Here is a 20,887-nt window from a genome sequence, read left to right on the forward strand (position 1 = left end):
GAGGCGCTCCAGCCGTCGCACGCCGGATCGAGGGTGCTCAGGCAGCTCGGTGAGCCCGGGCCGCCGTCGCCACCCTCCTCGACGGCTGCACGGCCGCCGGCCTGGTCCGCGCCGACTTCCGCGCCGGCGACCTCGCCGCCGCCCTCGAAGGCATCGCCCTCACCGCGGCGGGCACCGAGAACCGGCCGCAGGCCGAGCGCCTGCTCGGCCTCGCCCTGGACGGCCTCACCGTCCGGCGGTGAGGCCCCGGGCAACCGACGTCAGTCCAGCGAGGGCCACTCCAGGAAGTGGCCCAGTAGCGCCCGGTCGCCCTCCACCCGCAGGCCCTCCCACGGGAGGCGGACGTACAGGGCGAGCAGCAGCTCGCTCGCCGTACCGTGCAGGGCGGCGTCGGTGGCGGCGCCATCGGCGTCGGCGCCGAGCGGGCGGACACCCCGGTGGCCGAGCTCCAGCAGCCAGGACGGCCCCTCGGCGGTGTGCAGCCCGATCCGGGCGGCGGGGTGCGGCCAGGCGCCGCTGGAGCCGAGGGTCACCGCGACGAACTCGGCGATGCCGTCCAGGGCCACTGCCGTGGGGACCGGCTGCGGAGCGCCGACGGCCGCCTGGGCGTCGTAGGCGTGCACGGCGGCCTCCTGGACCTGGTGGCGGGCCACCGCGGCCGCCGTCCGGGGCGCCGCGGTCGACTCCCACCAGGCCCAACAGCCCGCGTCCGGGCCGGACTTGCGCAGGGCGGCGACCAGGTCGCCGGTGGCCTCGGCCAGCCGCACCGGCGGTGCGGTGTCCGCCGGCGGCTCCGTGCCCGGTCCGGCGGACACCGCGACCGACCAGAAGTGCTGGACCTCGGTGAGGTGTTCGGCCAGCTGCCGCAGCGACCAGTCCGGGCAGCCGGGCACTCGGACCTCGGGATCCGGCGCCCCGGCGACCGCCGCGCCCAGCGCCGTCGAGCGCTCCTCGATCAGGGCCAACAGGTCTTCGAAGGAGGGTGTCTGAGTCACCGACCCGTTCTATCAGACCCGGCGCAGCCCGGCCGCGGCCCGACCCAGCCACAGGCCCGCCAGGCCCTGCACCGCGGCGAGCAGCAGCGTGACGCCGATCAGCAGCCAGCCCAGCGCCGGCAGCCCGGCCAGCGCCGCCGTGGTGCGCGCGGTGCCGACCACCGGCTCGCCGTCGGCCGCCCGCCGGAGCAGCGGCACGGCCCAACCCGCCGTGCCGGCGAGGACGGTGATCGCCGACGCGGCCCGCAGACCGGCCCGCCCCGGGCTCCCCCTCCAGGCGGTGAGCAGCCCGAGTCCGAGGCCGACGGCGAAGGGGGCGAACCACCACTGGACCACGGTCGCGAGGGTCACCGCCAGGGAGCCGCCGACGGTGAGCGCGGCGTACCGGCGCCACCGCCCGCCGGGCCGGTCCCGCCCGGACTCCGCGGCCGGTCCTGCGGCACCGGCCCTCCGCTCCCTCGCCGCTCCCGACTCCGCCGCCACTCCCGACTCCGCCGCCGTCCGGGAGACCCGGTCCACGTCCCTCACAGTTCCTCCTCCAGGGTCCACACCGCGACGGACGGGGCGTCGTCCTCGGCCGTCCGGAGCGGGCGCAGCCGCCCGTTCCACCAGTCCGCACCGAAGGTGCGGTACCAGGGGGACTCCGGGTTCTCGCTCTGCCCGCCGGGGTAGATCGCGCGGGCGTCCGCCCGGCCGTCCCCGGTCCAGGCGACGACCATCCGCCAACTGGGCCCGAACGAGGAGTTCAGGCCGCCCTCGGCGGCGTTGACGGTGAACCGGTCGCCGCCGGCCGGGGTCGGTCCGTCCCCCAGGGCGGAGACGTCGAGCATCGAGGGGATCTCCCGGGTGTGCACCCGCCCCCACCGCCACGCGGCAGGGTCGTCGCCGAGCTTGGCGGTCAGTTCGGTGACCGCCCGGGTGAAGGCGGTGCGCATGGCGGCGGGTGCGTCGCCCGGGGGGCCGCCGGGCGGGGTGAAGGCCGGGTTGCCGGGGTCTTGCAGGGTCCAGGTCTGGAGGTCCTGGTCGAGGCTCCCACGGCTCGGGGTGATGTCCAGCTTCGGGCTGTCCTTGTCGACGGGCACCTTGGCCTCGTTCCACCAGGGCTGGAAGACCACCGACAGGTAGTCGCTCCAGAAGGTCCACCAGATGGTGGCACCGGCCGCGGAGGTGTCCATCCGGTGGTCCCAGCCGGCGAGTTGGTCGAGCGCCGCCTGCTGGACCCGGTCGAGCGCGGTGCCCTGGAGGGCGGTGCGCAGCGCTGGGACCAGCTGGGCGGCGAGCGGGTCGGTGACGTCGCCCTGGAGCGCGGCGAAGTCGTCGGCGGTCAGCGGGGCGCCGCGGGTCTCCAGCGCCTGGTAGATCCGCTGGGCGCGGTACCCGGCGTCGTAGGCGGCCATCGTGGTGCCGACGTAGTACGGGTAGTCGCCGGTGACGGGGCGCTGGTTCGCCGTGGCGACGACGTGCCCGGCGGGGTTGTGCACCTGGGGCAGGGCGGCCACCGGGATGGTGCCGGAGATGTCGTACTCCCCCGTGCCGGGCAGCGGGAACCACGGCTGCCCGGCCTTGACCTGCGGGAAGTACCCGGCGGCCTGGACGCCGATGTTGCCCTGGTCGTCGGCGTAGGTGAAGTTGAGCGTGGGGGCCCGCCAGCCGGCCAGGGCGGCGCGGAAGCCGTCCTGCCCGGCCGCCTTGTTGATGGCGAGGACCGCCGCGAGCGAGGCGGAGGGGTAGTTGCCCATCCAGGACACCGAGGTGGTCTGCCCGGCCTGGTTCATCACCGGCCCGTGCACCGTCAGGTCGACGGTGAGCGGCACCGGGCTGCCGCCGCGGACCGGGATGGTGTAGTGCACCTGTTCCATCCGGCGCCAGGCGCCCTGCCAGTAGTACTCGCCGGGGCGCTGCGGGTCGGTCCGTTCGACGTAGAAGAGCGTCGACTGGTTCTGCACGTCCGTCATCGTCCAGGAGAGGTGGGCGTTGCGGCCGATCAGGATCCCGGGCAGGGCGACCAGGCTCGCACCGGTCACGGTGTTGCCGGGCGAGGACAGCGCCATCTGGTACCAGAAGGAGGGCAGCGTCAGCTGGAGGTGCGGGTCACCGGCCAGGATCGACCTGGCGCCTGCCACGGCGGGGCCGTTGGCGGCCCAGGCGTTGCTGTGGGAGTAGACGTCGATGCCGGTGGCGGGCAGTCTGCGGAACCGGTCGAGGATGTCCGCCGCCGCGGTGACCGTCCCGGCGGCGGCCGACGGGACGGGGGCGGCCGGGACCCCGGCGTTGTCCGGGACCGCCGCGTCGTCCGGGACCGCCGCGTTGGCGTTCCCCGCGGCGGGCAGCGGGTCCAGCCCGAGCGAGCGGTACGGTCCGGTGTCGTACGGCCGTTGGTCGTTGGTCGGCAGCACCGGGAACCAGTCCATGGTCCGCTGCTCGCCGAGCGAGTCGCGCAGCAGCGCGTACGCCAGCGGGCCGGTGCCGTAGCTCATGTTCTGGGTCAGCAGGGCCTGCACGGAGAGGCTGTCCACCGGCGTCCAGTCGGCGGGGTGGACGCCGGCCAGGGCGAACACGGCGGGCCAGTCGCCGTTCCGCCGGCGCTCCTCCAGCTGGGCGTTGACCCCCCGGCTGTAGGCGGTCAGCGCGCGTCCGGCGGGGCTGTCGGGCGCGGTGGCGGCCCACTCGGCCTGTGCCGTGCGGAGCAGGCCGCTCTGCAGCTGGAAGGTGTCGCTCTCCACCGCTGCGGGGCCGGTCAGTTCGGCGAGCCGCCCCTGGGCCATCCGGCGTTCGAGGTCCAGCTGGGTGACCCGGAACCGCGCGTGCAGGTAGCCCTGGGCGGCGAACCCGTCCTCGTCGGAGCCCGCGTGGACGGCGGGCACCCCGTCGGCGTCGAAGGAGACCGTCACCGGCCCGTGCAGCCCCGGCAGGTGCAGGGTCTCGGTGCGTACCGGCCGGGCGTCGGCGGCGGCGTTCCAGACGCCCGCGCCCGGGTCCAGGGCGGTGCCGAGGGCGGGCAGCGGCCCGGCGCCGAGGGCCAGGAAGGACAGCAGCAGGGCGCCGGCGACGGCCGCGGAGAGGACGTTCAGGGCCTTGGGTACGGGCTTCATCCGGCGCTCCGGTGGCTGGGGGTGACGGGCAGCCGGTCGACGGCGACCATGCGCAGTTCGCTGGTGTAGCGCCGGTCCTGGGCGTCGGGCAGCCAGTGCCCCTCGTCGTCGGGCAGGGCCTCGGTGAGCGTGACGGCGGCGCCGGGGGCCTCCTCGACGCTGCGCCGGATGCCCTTGGCGAGCAAGTTCACCAGCGGCAGCGAGCCGAAGTCGACCAGCACGGGCTTGAGTTCGACCGGCAGCTTGACGAAGGCGCGCTCCGGGACGCCGTGCCGGGCGGCCCAGGCGCGGGCGGCCGCGAAGCGCTCGCCCTCGTCCTTGCGGAGGGCCCAGTCGGCCGCCGCCGGGTCGACCGTCCAGGACTCGCGGCAGAGCACCAGCCGGTCCAGGGTGACGCGCGGGCGGTGCGGCGCGGCGGGCAGCGGGCGGAAGGCGTTGGCGACGCTCGCGGTGAGCAGTTCGCCGATCACCTCCAGCAGGTCGAGGGGGTGTTCCCGGCCGCGCACCCGCACCACCAGGCGTGCACCGTCGAGGAGGACGTCCAGGTCGCCGCCGGCCAGCGGGGCGACCGGCGGGTCGAGGGCGGCCTCACCGGCGCACCAGTAGGTGAACTCCGGTGAGAGCAGGGCCGTCGGGGGCGACAGCCGGGAGGTGACGAAGGCGGAGCCGCGGCGCGGCACGGCGTAGACGCGCCGGCCCCGGGCGTCCGCCGCGGCCGCGGCCAGCAGCCGTTCGGGCTCGTCGTGCTGCGCGACGAACATCCGGCTCTCCAGGGTGTTGACCGCGAGGTGGAGCTCCCCGAGGACGAGCAGGAAGTCGCCGCGGTCGACCGCCCCGGCGTCCGCGGCGGCGATCATCAGGTCCGGGGAGTGCTGGACGGCGTTGGCCCAGCGGGCCGGCTCGGGCGGGAAGAGCGCGGCCGCCTCCCGGGCGACCGCCTCGACCGCCACGCCGTGGTGGCGGACGCCGTCCGGCACCCGCAGCAGCTCCAGCCAGCGCCGCTGGAACTCCGCGACGACCCCGGCGACCAGCGGCGGCAGTTCGCGCGCGGTGGCGGTCAGCAGCTCGGGGGTGGCCTCGGCGAGCAGCCGGGGCAGCGGCACCGTGCCGTCGTCCGCCGCGCCGGCACGGGCCCGGGCGGTGGTGAACAGCCGGTGGAACAGCTCGTGGTAGCGGTCGGCGACCCGGGCGGTCAGCCAGCGCGCGCTGTCCAGCACCACTCCCAGCGGGGCGGCGGCCGCGTCCAGCACCTGTCGGCCGAGCCGGACCCGGACGTCGCGCACGGTGTCCTGGTAGACCAGGGTGCGTCCGGCGTAGGTCTGGCCGGGGCGGCGTTCGGCGGCGACGCCGGTGTGCCGGACGAACGTCTCGCGCAGCGCGTCGGTCGCCGACATCAGCTTCTCCGGGTCCCCGGCGGCCGCGTCGACGGCGTCCCGCGCCGCGATCAGCTCGTCCAACGGCGCCAGGGCCGCGGCGCGGGTCACCGGGTCGCCGATCGCCTCCAGCCGTTCCCGCAGCAGCCGTTCGGGCCACGCGTGCACCGGGCCGAGCAGGTCCAGCTCCACCGCGCCCAGCTGCCGCAGGCGCAGCAGCGCGGCGTGGGCGGTGGCCCGGTCGCCGAGGACCTCGGGGCGGCCCGCCAGCGCGAGCACCTCCCGCAGGGTCCGGACGCCGTCGCAGAGCCGGAGCAGCCGGGCCTCCGGGACGGGCAGCCGGATCGGCTTGCGCAGCGGCAGCCGCAGCACCCGGCCGGCGAGGCCGCAGGAGGGGGCAAGCCTCGGCCGCAGCCAGGGCTGGACGTCGGCGCGGTCGCCGAGGGCGGTGGCGAGCGCGTCGACGGCCCAGACCTCGAAGTAGGTGGTCCGTCGGCGCAGCAGCCGCGGTCCGGGGTCCGCGGTGAGCCCGGGGACGGACCGGTCCAGGTGCGCCCAGCCGACCGGGCCGAAGAAACCGACCGTCTCGTTCTTGCGGGTGTAGCGCTGGAGGTAGCGGGCGATGGTCAGTTCGTGGCTGCGGCCGCGGAAGTTGCGCGGTTCACCGCGGGCCGCCTTGTCCAGACAGACCGCGACGAGGTTCGGGTTCTGCCAGGTGACCGCCTCCCGGAAGGCGGGCTGGGCGGCGGTGTGCCGGATCGCCGCGCCCAGCCGCTCGGTGGCCTCCCGGTGGACCTGCCGGTAGTGCCCGGCGGCCTCGGGCGAGTCGCCCGCGCGGTCGGCAGCCGCGGCGAGTTCGCCGTCGCGGAGCCGGTCCAGCTCGTCGGCGGGGAAGCCGGCGCTGCGCAGGGCGACGTCCTGCCAGAGGGCCCAGGCGGTGCCGTCCAGCGGCACCAGGTGGCGGTCGGTCGGCGCGCTCCGGTCGCTCGGTGCGCTCTGGTCGGTCATCGCGGCACGTCCGTTCGTGGTTCGGGGCTGGCGGCTCGGGGGCGGGAGGGACCAGGTGGGACCGGTCGGGACCGGCGGGGAGGGCGGGGAGGGCGGGGAGGGCCCCGCCGGTCAGGCCCGCCCGGAGGCCCGCCCGGCCCGCGGGTGCGGCGGGGCGGGGTCGGAGGGCGCCGGCAGGGCGTCCGGCAGTTCGGTGTCGACGCGGCGCAGCCGGGGGTGCAGGTAGCCGGCGCCCGCGGCGGCCACCACGACCAGCCCGCAGAGCAGCAGCAGCGCGGCCATCGGTGCACCCGGCCGATCGCCGACCAGCGCGGCCGCCAGGTGGGCGGCCCCGCCCCCGCCGGAGACCAGCGGGGTCATCACGTGGTCGGTGACCGGCCCGGCCAGCAGGTAGGCGAGCGGCAGCGGGACGGTCGCGACCATGTTCTCCAGGGCGATTACCCGTCCCTGGAGCTCCGGGTCGACCTTGGCCTGCCAGAGGCTGCGGTTGCTGGCGTTGATCAGCGCCGAGCAGCACAGGAAGCCGAACGCCGCGGCGGCCACCCACACCACCGAGGCGCGCAGCGCGCCGACTGTCAGCGCCGCGCCGAGGACGGCGGAGAAGCCGAGCACCCCGTGCACGCGGTGGCGCGGCCCGCCCCACAGGGTCATCACCACGCTGCCGACCACCATGCCGATCCCGCCGACCGCGAGCACCGTGCCCAGCCCGTCGGTGCCCGCGAAGCCGAGCACCAGGGGGGTGATCAGGACGTCGACGAAGCCGACGGCGAAGTTCAGCACGGCGTAGAAGGCCAGCAGCGCGACCAGGCCGGGACGGGCGGCGATCCAGCGCCGGGCCTGGGCGCCCGCGGACCGCGGGTCGGCCGGTGCCTCCCCGCCCCGGTCGGCGGCCGGGCGACGCGGCGGCCGGGGGATGCGGACGGTGAGCACGGAGAGCAGCGCGAGCACGAAGCTCGCGCAGTCCGCGAGGATCAGCGTCCGCAGTCCGAGCGCCCCGATCAGCAGCCCGCCGGCCAGCGGGCCGATGATCTGGGCGACGGACTGGGCGAGCATCACCAGCCCGTTGGCCCGGCCCAGGTGCCGCTGCGGGACGAGCAGCCCGACGGTGGCACCGAAGGCGGGCAGTTGGAGTGCGCCCAGGACCGAGCTGACCGCGGTGGTGAGGTACACGTGCCACGGGCGGAGTTGGTCGGTCGCCGCGAGCGCGGCCAGGGCCAGGGTGCAGAGGATCCCGCCGGTGGCGGCGGCGATCAGCGGCACCCGCCGGTCGAGCCGGTCGGCCAGGGCCCCGGTGAACGGCGAGACCAGGATGGCGGGCAGGAAGACGAGCAGGTAGACCAGGCCGAGTCCGGTGACCGAGCCGGTCCGCTGGTACACCCACACGCCCAGCGCGAAGCTGGTGAGTGCGGAACCGACCAGCGAGACCGACTGGCCGGCCCACAGCCGCAGGAACGTCGTCATCTCAGAAGATCACCCGGTGCGAGCTGGCCAGCCGGGCTTCGCGGGAGCGCCGCAGGTCGCGCGAGACGTTGAGCCGCTTGAGCCAGCGGTCCTTGCCGTCGAACCGGGCGCGGAAGGGGTTGCGGCCGTGCACGGCGCGCAGGTTGTCGACGAAGAGGCAGTCGCCGGGGCGCAGCACGACGTCCTCCAGGGCGGCGTCGATCGCCCCGACCATGGCCTCGAAGGCCTTCCGGGCGGTCGGTTCGAGGTCGTCCGCGGCCATGAAGTACGGGTCGAGGCACATGTACGGCGCGTTGCGGTCGCCGGTCAGCAGCGGCACCCTCGGCGGGTTCTCGTTGAGGGCGGTGATGCGCCGGTAGCCGGCGTCGACGAGGGCCGCGCGGGCCGGGTCCTCGTCCTGGTCGTCGCCGCGGTTCTTGGGCAGGTGCGACTCGTCCGGGCGGATCGTGTAGTGCGGGGCGAACAGGGTGTCGAGGTCGAGGTCGGCCCAGCGGATCCGGGCGGCGTCGGCCAGGGTGGTGGCGACCGCGTCGGGGTTGCGCAGGCACATCAGGGCGACGTAGTCGCCCTTGAAGGGGTGGAAGGCGTCCTCGGTGTGCCACCAGAGGACCTGCTCGCTGCCCGAGCCGAGCTGCTCCTGCTCGTGACCCTTGATCGGCATGACGTCGTGCATCAGCAGGCCGTCCTGCTGGGTCGACCAGGCGAACAGGTCGCCGAGCAGGCTGGCGCACAGGAGGAAGAAGACCTCCTGGCGCAGCGTGGGCGACGGCACCGCGGTCGCCGAGCGGCGCCAGTGCGCGGGAGTGTCGCCGATCCGGTCGTCGTCGACCGGGAAGCCGGACAGGACGCAGGCCCCGGAGGGCTCGTCCAGCCGGAACTCGGCCAGGAACTCCCGGACGGAGCGGGGCAGTTCGTGGGCGAGGAGGGGGGCGACCCGGGCGAGCTCCGGGGCCTCGACGGAGTCGTGGTCGGTCAGTACCCGGTCGATGAGCGGGTTGATCGCCGCGATGTCGCCGGCCGACAGGGTCATGGTGTGCATGGCCGTCCGTGTGCCTTTCTGTGTGTCGCGTGGCCGCGTCGGGTGCGGGCCGGGGGTCACCAGCGGTCCTCGATGACCCGGGCGAGCTCGGCGGCCTGGTGTTTGACGAAGTAGTGGCCGCCGGGCACGACGGCCAGGTCCACCGCGGGGCTGAACCGCTCCCATTCCCGGTGGCGCCGCCGGTGGTTGCGGGTCTCGGGGTCGGACTCGCCGGCCACGAATGTGATCGGGGCGCGCAGCCGGGCCGTGTCGGGCTCGGCCTGGCGCCGGGTGAACCACTCGCGAGCGGTGCGGCCGTCGTGCCGGAAGGCGGTCATCACGTGGGCGAGCTCCTCGCCGTCGATGAGCTCCTCGAACCCGCCGAGCGACTGCAGGTAGCGCATCACCTGTTCGTCGCTCTCCCGGCGCCGGAACGGCACCAGGCGCACCAGGTCGACGCCGAGCAACTGCCGGGACGGGAAGGGGAACGACCCGCCGAGGAACACCCGGTCGACCGGGCGGCCGGCCCGTTCCAGCCGGGCGGCCAGCTCGACGGTGAGCGCGACGCCGATGCAGTGCCCGTACAGCGCCAGCGGTCCGCTGACGGTGCGCAGGATCTCCTCGGCGGCCTCCTCGGCGATGGACTCCAGCGGCTGGAGCGGTTCGGGGGCTCCCAGGTCGTGGCCGGGCAGCCGCACCGCCCGGACGTCGGTGCCGTCCGGCAGCTGCCGGGCCAGCGGGTGGAAGGCGATGGCGTTGCCGCCGCCGTACGGCACGCCGACGAGGGTCCGCCGGGGCCGGTCGCGGCGCGGGGTGAGCCGCAGCAGCCGGTCGCGGCGGGCGGACTCCTCCTCGGCGTGCTCCAGCGCGGCGGCGAGGGTGCGCGCGGTGGGGTGCCGGAACAGCAGCTCCACGCTGGCGCCGGGGAGTTCGCGCACCGCGCGGATGGCGTGGAAGGAGTCGCCGCCCAGCTCGAAGAAGTCGTCGTCGGGGTGGACGCCGGGTACGTCCAGGACGCGGGCGAGGACTTCACCGATGCGACGCTGGAGCGCGGTCGCCTCCCCCGCCTCGCCCGCCTCCCCCGCCTCGCCCGGCAGTGCCCGGGGCCGGCGGATCGGGGCGGTCCGGTCGGGCGCGGGCAGGGCGGCCCGGTCGAGCTTGCCGTTGGCGGTCACCGGCAGCGCGTCGAGCAGCACGACCGCGGACGGGACGAGGGCGGCGGGCAGCAGCCGGGCGAGGTGGTCGCGCAGCTCGGCGGGGGTCGGGCGCGGCTCACCCGGCACGGCGTACCCGATCAGGCGCGGCTCGCCCCCCTCGCCGTCGGCGCCGGGGTCGGTGCGCGCGATGACCGCGGCCGCGGTGACCCCGGGGTGCCGGGTGAGGGCGTGCTCCACCTCGCCGGGTTCGATCCGCACCCCGCGGACCTTGACCTGGTGGTCGAGCCGCCCCAGGTACTGCAGGGTGCCGTCGGGCAGCCGTCGGGCCAGGTCGCCGCTGCGGTAGATCCGCTCCGGCGGTCGGCCGGTGCCCGGGTCGGCGGTGAGGCCCTCGACGGTGTGGAAGCGGTCGGCGGTGAGCTCCGGGAGGTTCAGGTAGCCGGGGGCCAACTGCACGCCCGCGATGCACAGTTCGCCCGGCACGCCGACCGGCACCGGCCGGCCGTGCCGGTCCAGCAGGTGGATCCGGGTGTTGGCGACGGGGCGCCCGATCGGGACGGCGCCGCCCGGGCCGGGCGTGCAGCAGTCCCACCAGGTGACGTCGACGGCCGCCTCGGTCGGTCCGTACAGGTTCCGCAGGGCGGTCTTGGGCAGCAGGTCGAGGAAGCGCTCGCGCAGCTGTGGCGCCAGCGCCTCGCCGCTGCAGAACACCTGCCGCAGGCCGGGCAGTTCGTCGGCGCCCGGTTCGGCGAGGAAGTGCCGGAGCATGGACGGGACGAAGTGGGCGACGGTGACGCCCTCCTGCGCGATGGTGCGCACCAGGTACCCGGGGTCGCGGTGGCCGCCCGGGCGGGCGAGCACCAGTTGGGCGCCGGTGAGCAGGGGCCAGAAGAACTCCCACACCGACACGTCGAAGTCGTACGGGGTCTTCTGCAGCACCCGGTCCCGCGGGCCCACCGGGAAGGCCTCCTGCATCCAGAGCAGCCGGTTGCGGATGGCGCGGTGCGGGATCGGCACGCCCTTGGGGGTGCCGGTGGAGCCGGAGGTGTAGATCACGTACGCGGGGTCCGCCCCGGTGGGCGGGGCGGGGTCCGGTGCCGCTCCGGGGGTGGCGGCGGGCAGGTCGCCGGCCATCGGGAGGACGGGGCAGGAGGCGTCGAGCGCGCCGTCGGCGATCGCCAGGACGGGCCGGGCGTCCGCGAGGATCCGGCGCAGCCGCTCCGGCGGGGCCTGCGGGTCCAGCGGGAGGTAGGCGGCGCCGGACTTGAGGACGGCGAGCAGGCTGACCACCAGCTCGGGCGAGCGTTCGCCGCACACCGCGACCACGGTGCCCGGGCGCGCGCCGGCCGCTCGCAGCGCCCGAGCCCGTTCCTCGGCGCGGGCGTCGAGCTCGGCGTAGTGCAGCCGTTCCTCGCCGGAGCGCACGGCGACGGCCTCCGGGGTGCGCCGGGCCTGTTCCTCGACCAGCCCGTGCAGGGTGTCCGGGCCGGGGTAGCTGCGCGCGGTGTCGTTCCAGCCGGTCTGCTGCCGGCGGTACTCGGCCTCGGTGATCAGCCGGAGGTCGGCCGTGGTGCCGTCCTCGTGCATCGTCAACTGCTCAAGTACGGTCGCCAGTTGGGCGGCCAGCTGGGTGATCGTGGCGGCTTCGTGGCGCTCCGGGTGGTACTGCAGCCGCAGGGTCAGCTCCGGTTCGAGGGAGGCGAGCAGGGTGAGCGGCTCGCTGGTCTTCTCCACCGAGCTGTCGGTGGTGATCCGCAGGGTGCTCACCCCGAGCCGGACGTCGGCGGGCACCGGGTAGCTCTCGAACACCACGATGCTGTCGTAGAGCGGCCGCCCGCCCGGAACACCGGCCCACCGCCGGATCTGCGCCAGTGAGCTGAACTCGTACTCCCGCGCGGCGGCCTGGCGCTCCTGCACCTCGCGCAGCCAGGCGCCGACCGGTTCCGCGCCGTCCGGGACCGGGATCCGCAGCGGGACGGTGTTGATGAACAGTCCCACCATCGACTCGACCCCGGGCAGCGCGGCCGGGCGGCCGGAGGTGGTCATCCCGAAGACCGCTTCCGCGGCGCCCGAGTGCCGGGCGAGCAGCAGCGCCCAGGCGGCCTGGACGACGCTGTTCAGCGTGACCCGCTGCCGGGCCGCGAGCTGCTGCAGGGCTCCGGTCAGTTCCGCGGACAACCGCAGCTGCTCGACCTCGACCCGTACCGGTGCGCCCGGCCCGGAGCGCTCCGGCGCGGCGGGCGCCGGCGCCCCGGCCAACGCGCCGCGCCAGAACCGTTCGGCGTCGGCCTCGGGCCGGCGCTGGAGCCAGTCGATGTACCGCGCGTAGGCGGGCACCGGGGGCAGCGCGGTGCGGGCGCCGGGCCGCTCCAGTTCGGCGTAGCGGACGAAGATCTCCCGCAGCACCAGCGGCACCGACCAGCCGTCGAGCAGGATCATGTGGTGGGTCCAGACGAACTGGAACTCCTCGTCGGCGAGCCGCACCAGGGTCAGCCGCAGCAGCGGCGCGGCGGTCAGGTCGAACCCGGCGGCCCGGTCGTCGCGCAGGCAGCGGTCGAGCCGTTCGCGCTGCTCGGCGGGCGCCAGCCCACGCCAGTCGAGCACCTCCAGGTCGGTGGTGGCGGTGCGGTGCACCACCTGGAGCGGCTTCTCCAGTTCGTCCCAGTGGAAGGAGGAGCGCAGGGCGGCGTGCCGGGCGATGACGTCCCGCCAGGCCTGGGCGAGCCGCTGCGGCTCCAGCGCGCCGTGCAGCCGGTAACTGCGCTGCGCCAGGTACATCTCCGGGTCGGTGCCGGCCAGGCTGTGGAACAGCAGGCCCTGCTGGAGCGGCGAGAGCTCGTAGATGTCCTCGATGGCCTCGTTGGTGTTCACCGGTCCTCCTCGGGGCGGCTGGCGAGCCGGCTCATGAAGGCGTCCAGGGCGGACTGGCTCAGCCGGGACTGCGGGAAGTCTGAGGGGGTGAACCCGCCCCGGGCGCCGCGGCAGTGCTCGATCAGGGCGGTGAGTTCGTCCAGGTAGTCCCGGGCGAGCCGCTCGACCGTGGTGGCGCGGTGCACCCGCTGCCCGTACGTCCAGGAGACCTGCAGCCGGCCGTCGCGGATCTGCGCGGCGACCTCCAGCAGGTGCGGCCGGCGCCCGCGCGGGTCGGCGGCGGCGCCGGTGCCCTCGGCCGCCGGGGCGAGCGGCGCGTCGGGCTGGACGAGCTGGTCGAACTGGCCGAAGTAGCTGAACGCGATCTCCGCGGCGGGCCGGTCGGCCAGTGCGCCGCGCTGCCGCAGGACGGTGTGGCCCAGGCCCGCGTCGGGGACGGAGCGCAGCCGTTCCTTGACCCGCTTGATCAGCTCCTCCGGTCCCTCCCCGGCGCGGACCTCCAGCGCGACGGGGTGCACCGCGGTGAACCAGCCGACGGTGCGGGCGAGGTCGACGCCGGGGAGCGTGGACTGGCGCCCGTGGCCCTCCAGTTCCACCAGGTGCGCGGCGGCACCGGTCCAGCGGTGCAGGGCCCGGGCCAGCGCCGTCAGCAGCAGTTCGTCGATCCGGGTGCGGTAGGCCGCGGGGGCCTCGCGCAGCAGCGCCTCGGTCCGCTCGGCGTCCAGTTCGGTGGCGTGGGTGGCCGCCAGGGCGACGGTGTCCTCGCCCCGGGCCCGGTCGAAGTCGACCGGGAGGGGGTCGGGGGCGGTGTCCAGCAGCTCCCGCCAGTGCCCGGCCTGCGCGGTCAGGGCGGCGGATCCGGCGTACTCCTCCAGCCGGCGTGCCCAGTCCGGCACCGAGGTGGTCTTCGGCGGGAGCCGGACCGGTGCACCGGTGCGCAGCGCCTCGCAGATCGCCGCGAAGTCCTCCAGCAGGATCCGCCAGGACACCGCGTCGACCACCAGGTGGTGGGCGGCGACCAGCAGGCGCGGCGGCTCCGCGCCGCCGAGCCGGAACAGCGCGGCGCGCACCAGCGGACCGACGGCGAGGTCGAGGCCGCGCTGGACGGCGCCGGCCAGGTCGGCCAGCTCCTCGGCGCGGCGTCCGGCCGGGACCGCGGAGAGGTCGTGCACCTCCAAGGGCACGCCCCGGCCCGGTTCGCCCCGGTCGGGGTCGGCGATCCACGAGCGCCCCGGGCCCGGGCCGTGCGGCCCGTCGTCGGCGGCGAAGCGCTGGCGCAGCCCGTCGTGGTGCTCCAGCAGGCGGTCGAGGGCCTGCCGCAGCAGGTCCTCGCCGTACGGGCGGCGCAGTTCGAGCAGCACCGCCATGTTCCAGTGCTGCGGGGCGGGCAGCCGCCGGTCGAAGAACCACTGCTGGAGCGGCAGCAGCGGGGTCGGTCCGCTGACCGGGGTCAGGTCGCCGGTGTCCGGGTCGCCGGTGCCCACGGTCGGGGCCAGCTGGTGGATCGTCGGGTGCCGGAAGACGTCCATCGCGCCGATCCGCAGCCCGGCGGCCTGGGCCCGGGCGGCGATCTGGATGCTGAGGATGGAGTCGCCGCCGATCTCGAAGAAGTTGTCGTGCACGCCGACCCGGTCGACGCCGATCACCTCGGCCCAGATCCGGGCGAGGGTCTGCTCGATGCCCTCGGCGGGGGCGGTGAACTCCTCGGTCAGCTGCGGCCGGGCCCCGTCGGGGGCGGGCAGGGCAGCACGGTCCAGCTTGCCGTGCGCGGTGGTCGGCAGGGCGTCGAGCAGGACGAAGGCGGACGGGACGAGCGGGGCGGGAAGCGCGTCCTCCAGGAAGCGGCGCAGCTCCCCGGTGCCGGGCTCGCGGCCGGCCGGCGGCACCAGGTAGGCGACCAGCCGGCGGTCGCCGGGGGTGTCCTCGCGGGCCACCACGGCGACGTCCCGCACGTCCGGGTGGCGGGCCAGCGCGGCCTCGATCTCGGCGGGCTCGATCCGGTGGCCGCGGACCTTGACCTGGGTGTCCAGGCGGCCGAGGAACTGCAGATCGCCGGTGTCCAGTCGGCGCACCAGGTCCCCGGTGCGGTAGAGGCGGGCGGTGGCGGGGCCGAACGGGTCGGGCAGGAAGCGCTGTTCGGTCAGCTCCGGGCGGTTGAGGTAACCACGGGCCACGCTCGCCCCGCCGATGTACAGCTCGCCGGGCACTCCGGGCGGGACGGGGCGCTGCCGCGCGTCCAGCACGTGGACGGTCATGTTGGGCCACGGGCGGCCGATCGGCAGGTTCTGCGCCAGCCGCTCGTCCAGGCCGTCGTCGGGGGTGTCGGCCGGAGCACCGTCAGGGCCCGCCGCCAGTGGCGGCACCCGGTAGGCGGTCGTGGTGACGGTGGTCTCGGTCAGCCCGAAGACGTGCACCAGCTCGACACCCGTGCGGCGCCAGGCCCGCAGCCGGTCGGGCAGGATCCGTTCGCCGCCGACGATCACCAGCCGCAGGCTGGGCGGCAGGACCGTCCGCTCCTCGGCGAGGGTGTGCACCCACTCGTGCCAGAGCGAGGTGGGCAGTTCGAAGGCGGTCAGCCGCTGGGTCTCGATCAGCCGGACCAGTTCCCCGCCGCCGAGGACGCGTTCGGGCACCATCACCAGCGTCGCCCCGGCCAGCCAGGTCGGGAACAGCTCCTCGACCAGCACATCGAACCCGGGCGAGGCGAACTGGAGGACCCGGTCGGTGGCGGTCAGCCCGAAGGCCTCGACCGCGCCCAGCGCGTAGTTGACCAGGGCCCGGTGCTCGGTGAGCGCGCCCTTGGGGCGGCCGGTGGAGCCGGAGGTGTAGATGACGTAGGCGAGGTCCGTCGGGTCGGCCTCGTCGGGCCGCGGGCCGGCCGGGTCGGCTTCCGGCCGGGGCCGCTCGACGTCCAGGACGAGCAGCCGCGGGGCTCCGCGCCCGTCCGCCGCCAGGGCGGGCAGGACCTGTCCGGCAAGCTGCTCGCGCAGCGCCGAGGTCGTCACCAGGACGCCCACCGCCGCGTCCTGGAGCATGAACGCCACCCGGTCCGCCGGGTAGTCCGGGTCGAGCGGGACGTACGCCCCGCCCGCCTTGAGCACCGCGAGGACGGCCTCCGGCAGGGCGAAGGAGCGGTCCACAAGGATGCCGACCAGGACGCCCGGGCGGACGCCGAGGGCGCGCAGCTCCGCCGCCAGGAGGTCGGCCCGGGCGTTCAGCTCGGCGTAGCTCAGCGCCTCGGTTCCGAGCACCACGGCCTCGGCGTCCGGGGTGGCCGCCGCGCGTTCCTCGAAGAGCCGGTGGACGGTGGTGTCGGGCACCGGCACGGCGGTGTCGTTCCACGCCTCCAGCCGGTGGCGGTCCGCCGCGGCGAGGATCCGCAGCTCGTCGACGGCGGCCCGGGGCCGCTCGGTGACCTGTTCCAGCACGCTGCGCCAGCCGGCGGCCAGCCGGGCGACCGTCTCCCCCGTGAACAGGTCGGTGTTGTACTCCCAGGTGGCGAGCAGCCCGCCGTCGGCGGGGGTGATGGTCACCACCAGGTCGAAGTGCACGACGTCCTGGGGCACCGGGCGGACGGCCAGGCGCAGTCCGGCGTACTCCAGCGGACGCCGGGTGGTGTTGTCGTAGTTGAGCACGGCGCGGACGATCGGCAGCTGCGCCGGGTCCCGCTCGCCCGCGAGTTCCTGGACCAGTTTCTCGAACGGCAGCTCCTGGTGCTCGAAACCGCCGAGGACGGCCTCCTTCACCCGCGCCAGCAGCCGGTCGAAGGGCAGGTCCCCGGAGACGTCCGCGCGCAGCGCGACGGTGTTGACGAAGCAGGCGATCAGCGCCTCGGTCTCCGGCGGAGTGCGGTTGGCGATGGTCGAGCCGAGGACCAGCTCCTGCTGCCCGGTCCAGCGGTGCAGCAGCGCCGCGAAGGCGGCGAGCATCGTCATGAAGACGGTCGCGCCCTCCCGGTCGGCGAGCTCCTTGATCCGGGTGGCGAGCTCCTCGGGCAGCGCGACCTCGTGGGTGGCGCCGTCCGCGCCCGGGCCGTCGGGCGGGGTGAAGTCGGTCGGCAGGACGAGCGGGGGCGGGGGGTCGCCGAGGTGCGCGCGCCAGTGGTCGAGCTGTTCGGCGAGCCGTTCACCCTGCAGGTGCTCGCGCTGCCAGAGGGCGAAGTCCGCGTACTGGATGGGTAGTTCGTGCAGCGGTGAGGGCTGTCCGGCGCTGCGCGCCGCGTACAGCGCGCCGACCTCGCGGACCAGCACGCCGATCGCCCAGGCGTCCATCGCGATGTGGTGGATGGTGAGCAGCAGCAGGTGCCGCTGCTCACCCAGGCGCACCAGGACGACCCGGAGCATCTGGTCGCGCCCGAGGTCGAAGCCGCGCCGGCTCTCAGCGCGGGCCAGCTCGGCGACGATCCGCTCCTGCTCCTCCGGCGGGAGGCCGCCGAGGTCGCGCACCGGCATGGGCACCGGTGCCGGCGGCAGGACGCGCTGGCGCGCGGTGCCCTCGTGGGCCTCGATCACGGTGCGCAGCGCCTCGTGCCGGGCCAGGACGTCGGTGAAGGTGTCCCGCAGGGCCGCGAGGTCGAGCACGCCGTCCACCTCGATCACGCAGGGCGGGTTGTACGGGCTGCCCAGCTGGCTGAGGATCCAGGCCCGTTGCTGGGTCCAGGAGAGCGGGACGGGCGCGTCCCGGTCCGCCCGGGGGGTGATCGGGTCGGGCGCGCGGCCGGGGGTGCTCCGTAGCTTGAGCTGTTCCTCCAGCCTGGCTCGCTTGTCGGCGGGGAGCGCGGCGATCCGCGCCTGGAGGTCGCTCACAGTGCCCCCACCAGGCCCTCGCCGGCCCGGCGGACGAAGGCGGTGAGGTGCTCGACCTCCATGCCCTGGCCCATCAGGTAGGGGATCGACCAGAAGTCGAACATGTACCCGGGCATGATCAGGGAGCTGTCGATGGTCCGGTACATGTGCTCGACCGCGGCGCAGGCCTGTTCGGCGTCCATGGTGTCGTGCCGCCAGTGGTAGCCGGTGCCCCTCAGGCCGTACTTGTCCGCCTGCTGGGCGATGGGCACGGCCGGGTAGTGGTAGTACATCTCGGCCCGGTAGAAGGTCGGGGCGGTGTCCGCGATGAAGTCCATGGTGCGGGCGACGGAGTCCGCGGTCTCGCCCGGGAATCCGACGATCAGGGACGCGAAGGTGAGGATCCCGCGTTCGGTGAGGGCGCCGATTCCGCGCCGGTACTTCTCCGAACTCGCCGATTTGTTCATGTTCTTGAGGATCCGGTCGTCGCCTGACTCCAGGCCCAGGAAGACGCCTTTGCAGCCGCTCTCGGCCATCAGGTCGAAGGCTTCCGCGTCGGAGTTCGCGCACCGGAAGAACGAGAACCAGTTGAAGTCGAAGCGGTTCTTGATCATCATGCGGAGCAGCTTCTTGAAGCGCGGGAACGGCACGTTGAAGGTGTCGTCGATGAACACCACGTTCTTCACGCCGACTTCGGCGAAGTGCCGCAGCTGCGCTTCCACGTGCTCGATCGAATTGAGGCTCAACGGCCCCCCCAGCTGGGGGTACTGGCAGAAGGCGCAGGCATAGGCGCAGCTGCGCGCGGTGCGCAGCTGGACGGTGGGCGCGTAGAACCCCGGGTCGAACAGCGACCAGTCGACGACGCTGTCCTCGATGGGATTGTCCTCGACCACCCGGCCGGTGCGGGTGAAGTCGTGCCCGTTCGTGGTGTAGGCCAGGTTCGGCACCAGGGCGAGGCCGGCCCGGCCGGTGCGCAGCGCGCGCAGCGCCTGGGCGAGGGTGGACTCGCCCTGGGAGTCGCAGACGTAGATGTCGGCGCCGATCTCGCGGTAGACGAAGTCCTGGGCCTCGGCGTCGTAGCCGTTGTGGATGTTGAGGATGTGCGGTCCACCGATGATCACCGGGATGTCGGGGTCGTGCTCGCGGACGAACCCGACGATCTCGGTCAGCGCGGCGTTGTCGACGTAGAAGGTGCTGGTGATCGCCACCGCGCGGGGGCGGCGGGCGAGCAGCTCGACCAGGCGGTCGCGCTCCCAGGTGAAGAAGTTGACCTCCTCGGTGACCAGTCCGGCCCTGGTCAGGGCGGTCTTGAGGTGGCCGATGGCCAGGCTCGGCAGCTTGCACACGTGCAGGTCGCCGGGTTCCCCCCGGCTGTCCGGCAGCAGCCGGTTGAGCATGTCGTAGTAGGTCATCCGCCGCCCGTCCAGGACGGTGGAGTTGGCCTTGAGGACACGGTAGGCGATCGATTCCTCGCCCATCGCGCGCAGGCTTGCCTCGTAGTCGTCGAAGTCGAGTTCGTGCGGGCCGATCAGGATGCAGTCCAGGTCGCCGGCAGCGTTCATGACGGCAGCCCCTTTCGCGTGTCCGGGCAGGCGTGGAGGTGGGACAGGGCAGGGCGGTGCGGCGTGGCGCGCGGAGAAGTGGTGCGGGCGCGCGGAGAGGTGACGGCGGTGGCGACGGGTTCAGCCGGCGGCCAGGGCGGCGGCGCGCTTGCCGTCCCCGGGGCGGTAGTCGTCCAGGGCCCGTCCGAGCAGGTCCAGACCCCGGCGCAGTTCGTCGGCGGGTGCTCCGAAGCCCAGCCGGGCGTGGCCCTGGTGGCCGAAGCACGTGCCGGGGACCAGCAGGATGCGGTGCTCGTGGGCCAGCCAGCGGCAGAAGTCCTCGACGTCCGCCACCTCGCGCAGGTGCACGAAGGAGCTGACCCCGCCGGCGGGCGGCACCCAGGCGACCTGCCCGGGGCGCTCGGCGATCCAGTCGGCGAGTACCGCGCGGTTCGCCGCGGCGAGCTCGCGACGCCGTCCGACCAGGGCGTCGCCGTTGCGGACGACCCGTTCGGCGACCAGCTCGACCATCGGCGACAGGTGCAGCGAGACGTAGTCGCGCACCCGGGCGCAGCGGTCGAGGACCTCCGGCGCGGCCAGGCACCAGCCGACCCGCAGGCCGGGCAGGCCGTAGGCCTTGGACAGCGTCCCGAAGCTGACGGTCCGCTCGTACCAGCCACCCGGGTCGGGCAACGGGCCCGCGTCGTAGGTGAGTTCGGTGAAGGCTCCGTCCCAGACCAGGTAGCAGCCGGAGCGGGCCGCGATGTCGACCAGTTCGCGCTGTTCCTGCGGGGCGAGGGTGGAACCGGTGGGATTGCACGGGAAGTTGACCACGATCATCCGGGTGCGCCCGGTGACCAGTGCGCGCAGTTCGTCCAGGTCGGGCCGGAAACCCCGGTCGAAGCGCAGGTGCCAGCGCCTCAGGGTGCAGCCGAGGGCGGTGGCGACGCCGTGCAGCTGCTGGTAGGCGGGGTCGAGCACGACCACCTCGTCGCCGGCGCGCAGCAGCGCGCACATCGACAGGAAGATCGCCTCGCTGGAGCCGTGGGTGACCATCACCCGGTCGACCGCGCCGCCGGCGAACCGGTCGGCCACGGCGCGGCGCACGTCGGGGCCGCCGAAGGTCCAGCTGTCCTCGAAGCCGACCCCGTCCATGTCGTCGTGGGTCAGGCCGGTCAGTGCCCGGACCTCGGCGAAGGTGTAGGGATGGACGCCGCTGCTGCCGAGGTCGAACTCGGTCGCGAAGTAGTAGCGGCGCATCCATTCTTCGAGCAGTGCTTCATCCACTTGCATGTCCACTCCCCCCTGTCGAACAACAGGATTGTTGGTAACACGCACGGAAATAGCCCCCCCCTGAAGCGAGGACAGATTCGTCCCCGTGAGTCAGGTGGGTGATTGAGCGGCCAGGCTAACCATGTTGTTCGAGGTCATGCAATAGTCCGAGGATCTTCCGCCTCGGCGGCACCTCTGCTTCAATGGCACCGGCGGCCCCCCTCGGAACGGTCGAGGAACGCTCGTGCCAGTCCACGGATTTGACGGTGGATAACCTTCGTCGGCGATGTTCCGGCCATTGTTCACCCCTCCGTC

At 74.6% G+C, this 20,887-nt stretch carries 10 protein-coding genes and 1 pseudogene; 1 reads left to right on the forward strand and 10 read right to left on the reverse strand.

Annotated features, from left to right (window positions below; all coding sequences use genetic code 11):
- Positions 1 to 68 precede the first annotated feature (68 nt).
- Positions 69 to 242 (forward strand): annotated as a pseudogene (locus ACFVXG_RS01060) (TetR/AcrR family transcriptional regulator); the annotation flags it as partial.
- An 18-nt stretch (positions 243 to 260) separates the two neighbouring features.
- On the opposite strand, the gene ACFVXG_RS01065 reads toward ACFVXG_RS01060, so the two are convergent.
- The 10 genes from ACFVXG_RS01065 to vioD form a co-directional block, all read right to left on the reverse strand.
- Positions 261 to 995: a maleylpyruvate isomerase family mycothiol-dependent enzyme gene (locus tag ACFVXG_RS01065; RefSeq protein ID WP_387923024.1), complete on the reverse strand. Its 735-nt coding sequence runs from the start codon at positions 993 to 995 to the stop codon at positions 261 to 263.
- 12 nt (positions 996 to 1,007) lie between these two features.
- Positions 1,008 to 1,523 (reverse strand): hypothetical protein, encoded by a 516-nt coding sequence (locus tag ACFVXG_RS01070; RefSeq protein WP_387923026.1) that lies wholly within the window; start codon positions 1,521 to 1,523, stop codon positions 1,008 to 1,010.
- The gene (locus ACFVXG_RS01075) at positions 1,520 to 4,087 is read right to left on the reverse strand and encodes a penicillin acylase family protein (protein ID WP_387923028.1); all 2,568 of its coding nucleotides are present in this window, start codon (positions 4,085 to 4,087) and stop codon (positions 1,520 to 1,522) included. The genes ACFVXG_RS01070 and ACFVXG_RS01075 overlap by 4 nt, the downstream gene beginning before the upstream one ends.
- Positions 4,084 to 6,468: a lantibiotic dehydratase gene (locus ACFVXG_RS01080; protein WP_387923030.1), complete on the reverse strand. Its 2,385-nt coding sequence runs from the start codon at positions 6,466 to 6,468 to the stop codon at positions 4,084 to 4,086. The genes ACFVXG_RS01075 and ACFVXG_RS01080 overlap by 4 nt, the downstream gene beginning before the upstream one ends.
- A 111-nt stretch (positions 6,469 to 6,579) precedes the next feature.
- Positions 6,580 to 7,929: an MFS transporter gene (locus ACFVXG_RS01085; RefSeq protein WP_387923032.1), complete on the reverse strand. Its 1,350-nt coding sequence runs from the start codon at positions 7,927 to 7,929 to the stop codon at positions 6,580 to 6,582.
- Position 7,930: 1 nt separating this feature from the next.
- Positions 7,931 to 8,968, reverse strand: coding sequence for a guanitoxin biosynthesis L-enduracididine beta-hydroxylase GntD (gntD, locus tag ACFVXG_RS01090; protein WP_387923033.1), 1,038 nt, complete (start codon positions 8,966 to 8,968; stop codon positions 7,931 to 7,933).
- A gap of 56 nt (positions 8,969 to 9,024) precedes the next feature.
- Positions 9,025 to 12,975, reverse strand: a complete 3,951-nt coding sequence (locus tag ACFVXG_RS01095; protein ID WP_387923034.1) for an amino acid adenylation domain-containing protein — start codon at positions 12,973 to 12,975, stop codon at positions 9,025 to 9,027.
- The gene (locus ACFVXG_RS01100; protein ID WP_387923035.1) at positions 12,972 to 17,780 is read right to left on the reverse strand and encodes an amino acid adenylation domain-containing protein; all 4,809 of its coding nucleotides are present in this window, start codon (positions 17,778 to 17,780) and stop codon (positions 12,972 to 12,974) included. The genes ACFVXG_RS01095 and ACFVXG_RS01100 overlap by 4 nt, the downstream gene beginning before the upstream one ends.
- Positions 17,777 to 19,321, reverse strand: coding sequence for a PhpK family radical SAM P-methyltransferase (locus ACFVXG_RS01105; protein WP_387923037.1), 1,545 nt, complete (start codon positions 19,319 to 19,321; stop codon positions 17,777 to 17,779). Before ACFVXG_RS01105 ends, ACFVXG_RS01100 begins: the two co-directional genes overlap by 4 nt.
- A gap of 120 nt (positions 19,322 to 19,441) precedes the next feature.
- Complete coding sequence (vioD, locus tag ACFVXG_RS01110; RefSeq protein ID WP_387923040.1) at positions 19,442 to 20,593, reverse strand: capreomycidine synthase; 1,152 nt, start codon at positions 20,591 to 20,593, stop codon at positions 19,442 to 19,444.
- Positions 20,594 to 20,887 lie beyond the last annotated feature (294 nt).

The organism is Kitasatospora sp. NPDC058162, assembly GCF_042884005.1.
Lineage (GTDB): Bacteria > Actinomycetota > Actinomycetes > Streptomycetales > Streptomycetaceae > Kitasatospora.

Bases quoted from the DNA above. Each gene is read 5' to 3' on its own strand.
- ACFVXG_RS01075 (WP_387923028.1), bottom strand. From the start codon at position 4,087: ATGAAGCCCGTACCCAAGGCCCTGAACGTCCTCTCCGCGGCCGTCGCC.
- ACFVXG_RS01080 (WP_387923030.1), bottom strand. From the start codon at position 6,468: ATGACCGACCAGAGCGCACCGAGCGACCGGAGCGCGCCGACCGACCGC.
- ACFVXG_RS01085 (WP_387923032.1), bottom strand. From the start codon at position 7,929: ATGACGACGTTCCTGCGGCTGTGGGCCGGCCAGTCGGTCTCGCTGGTC.
- gntD (WP_387923033.1), bottom strand. From the start codon at position 8,968: ATGCACACCATGACCCTGTCGGCCGGCGACATCGCGGCGATCAACCCG.
- ACFVXG_RS01105 (WP_387923037.1), bottom strand. From the start codon at position 19,321: ATGAACGCTGCCGGCGACCTGGACTGCATCCTGATCGGCCCGCACGAA.
- vioD (WP_387923040.1), bottom strand. From the start codon at position 20,593: ATGCAAGTGGATGAAGCACTGCTCGAAGAATGGATGCGCCGCTACTAC.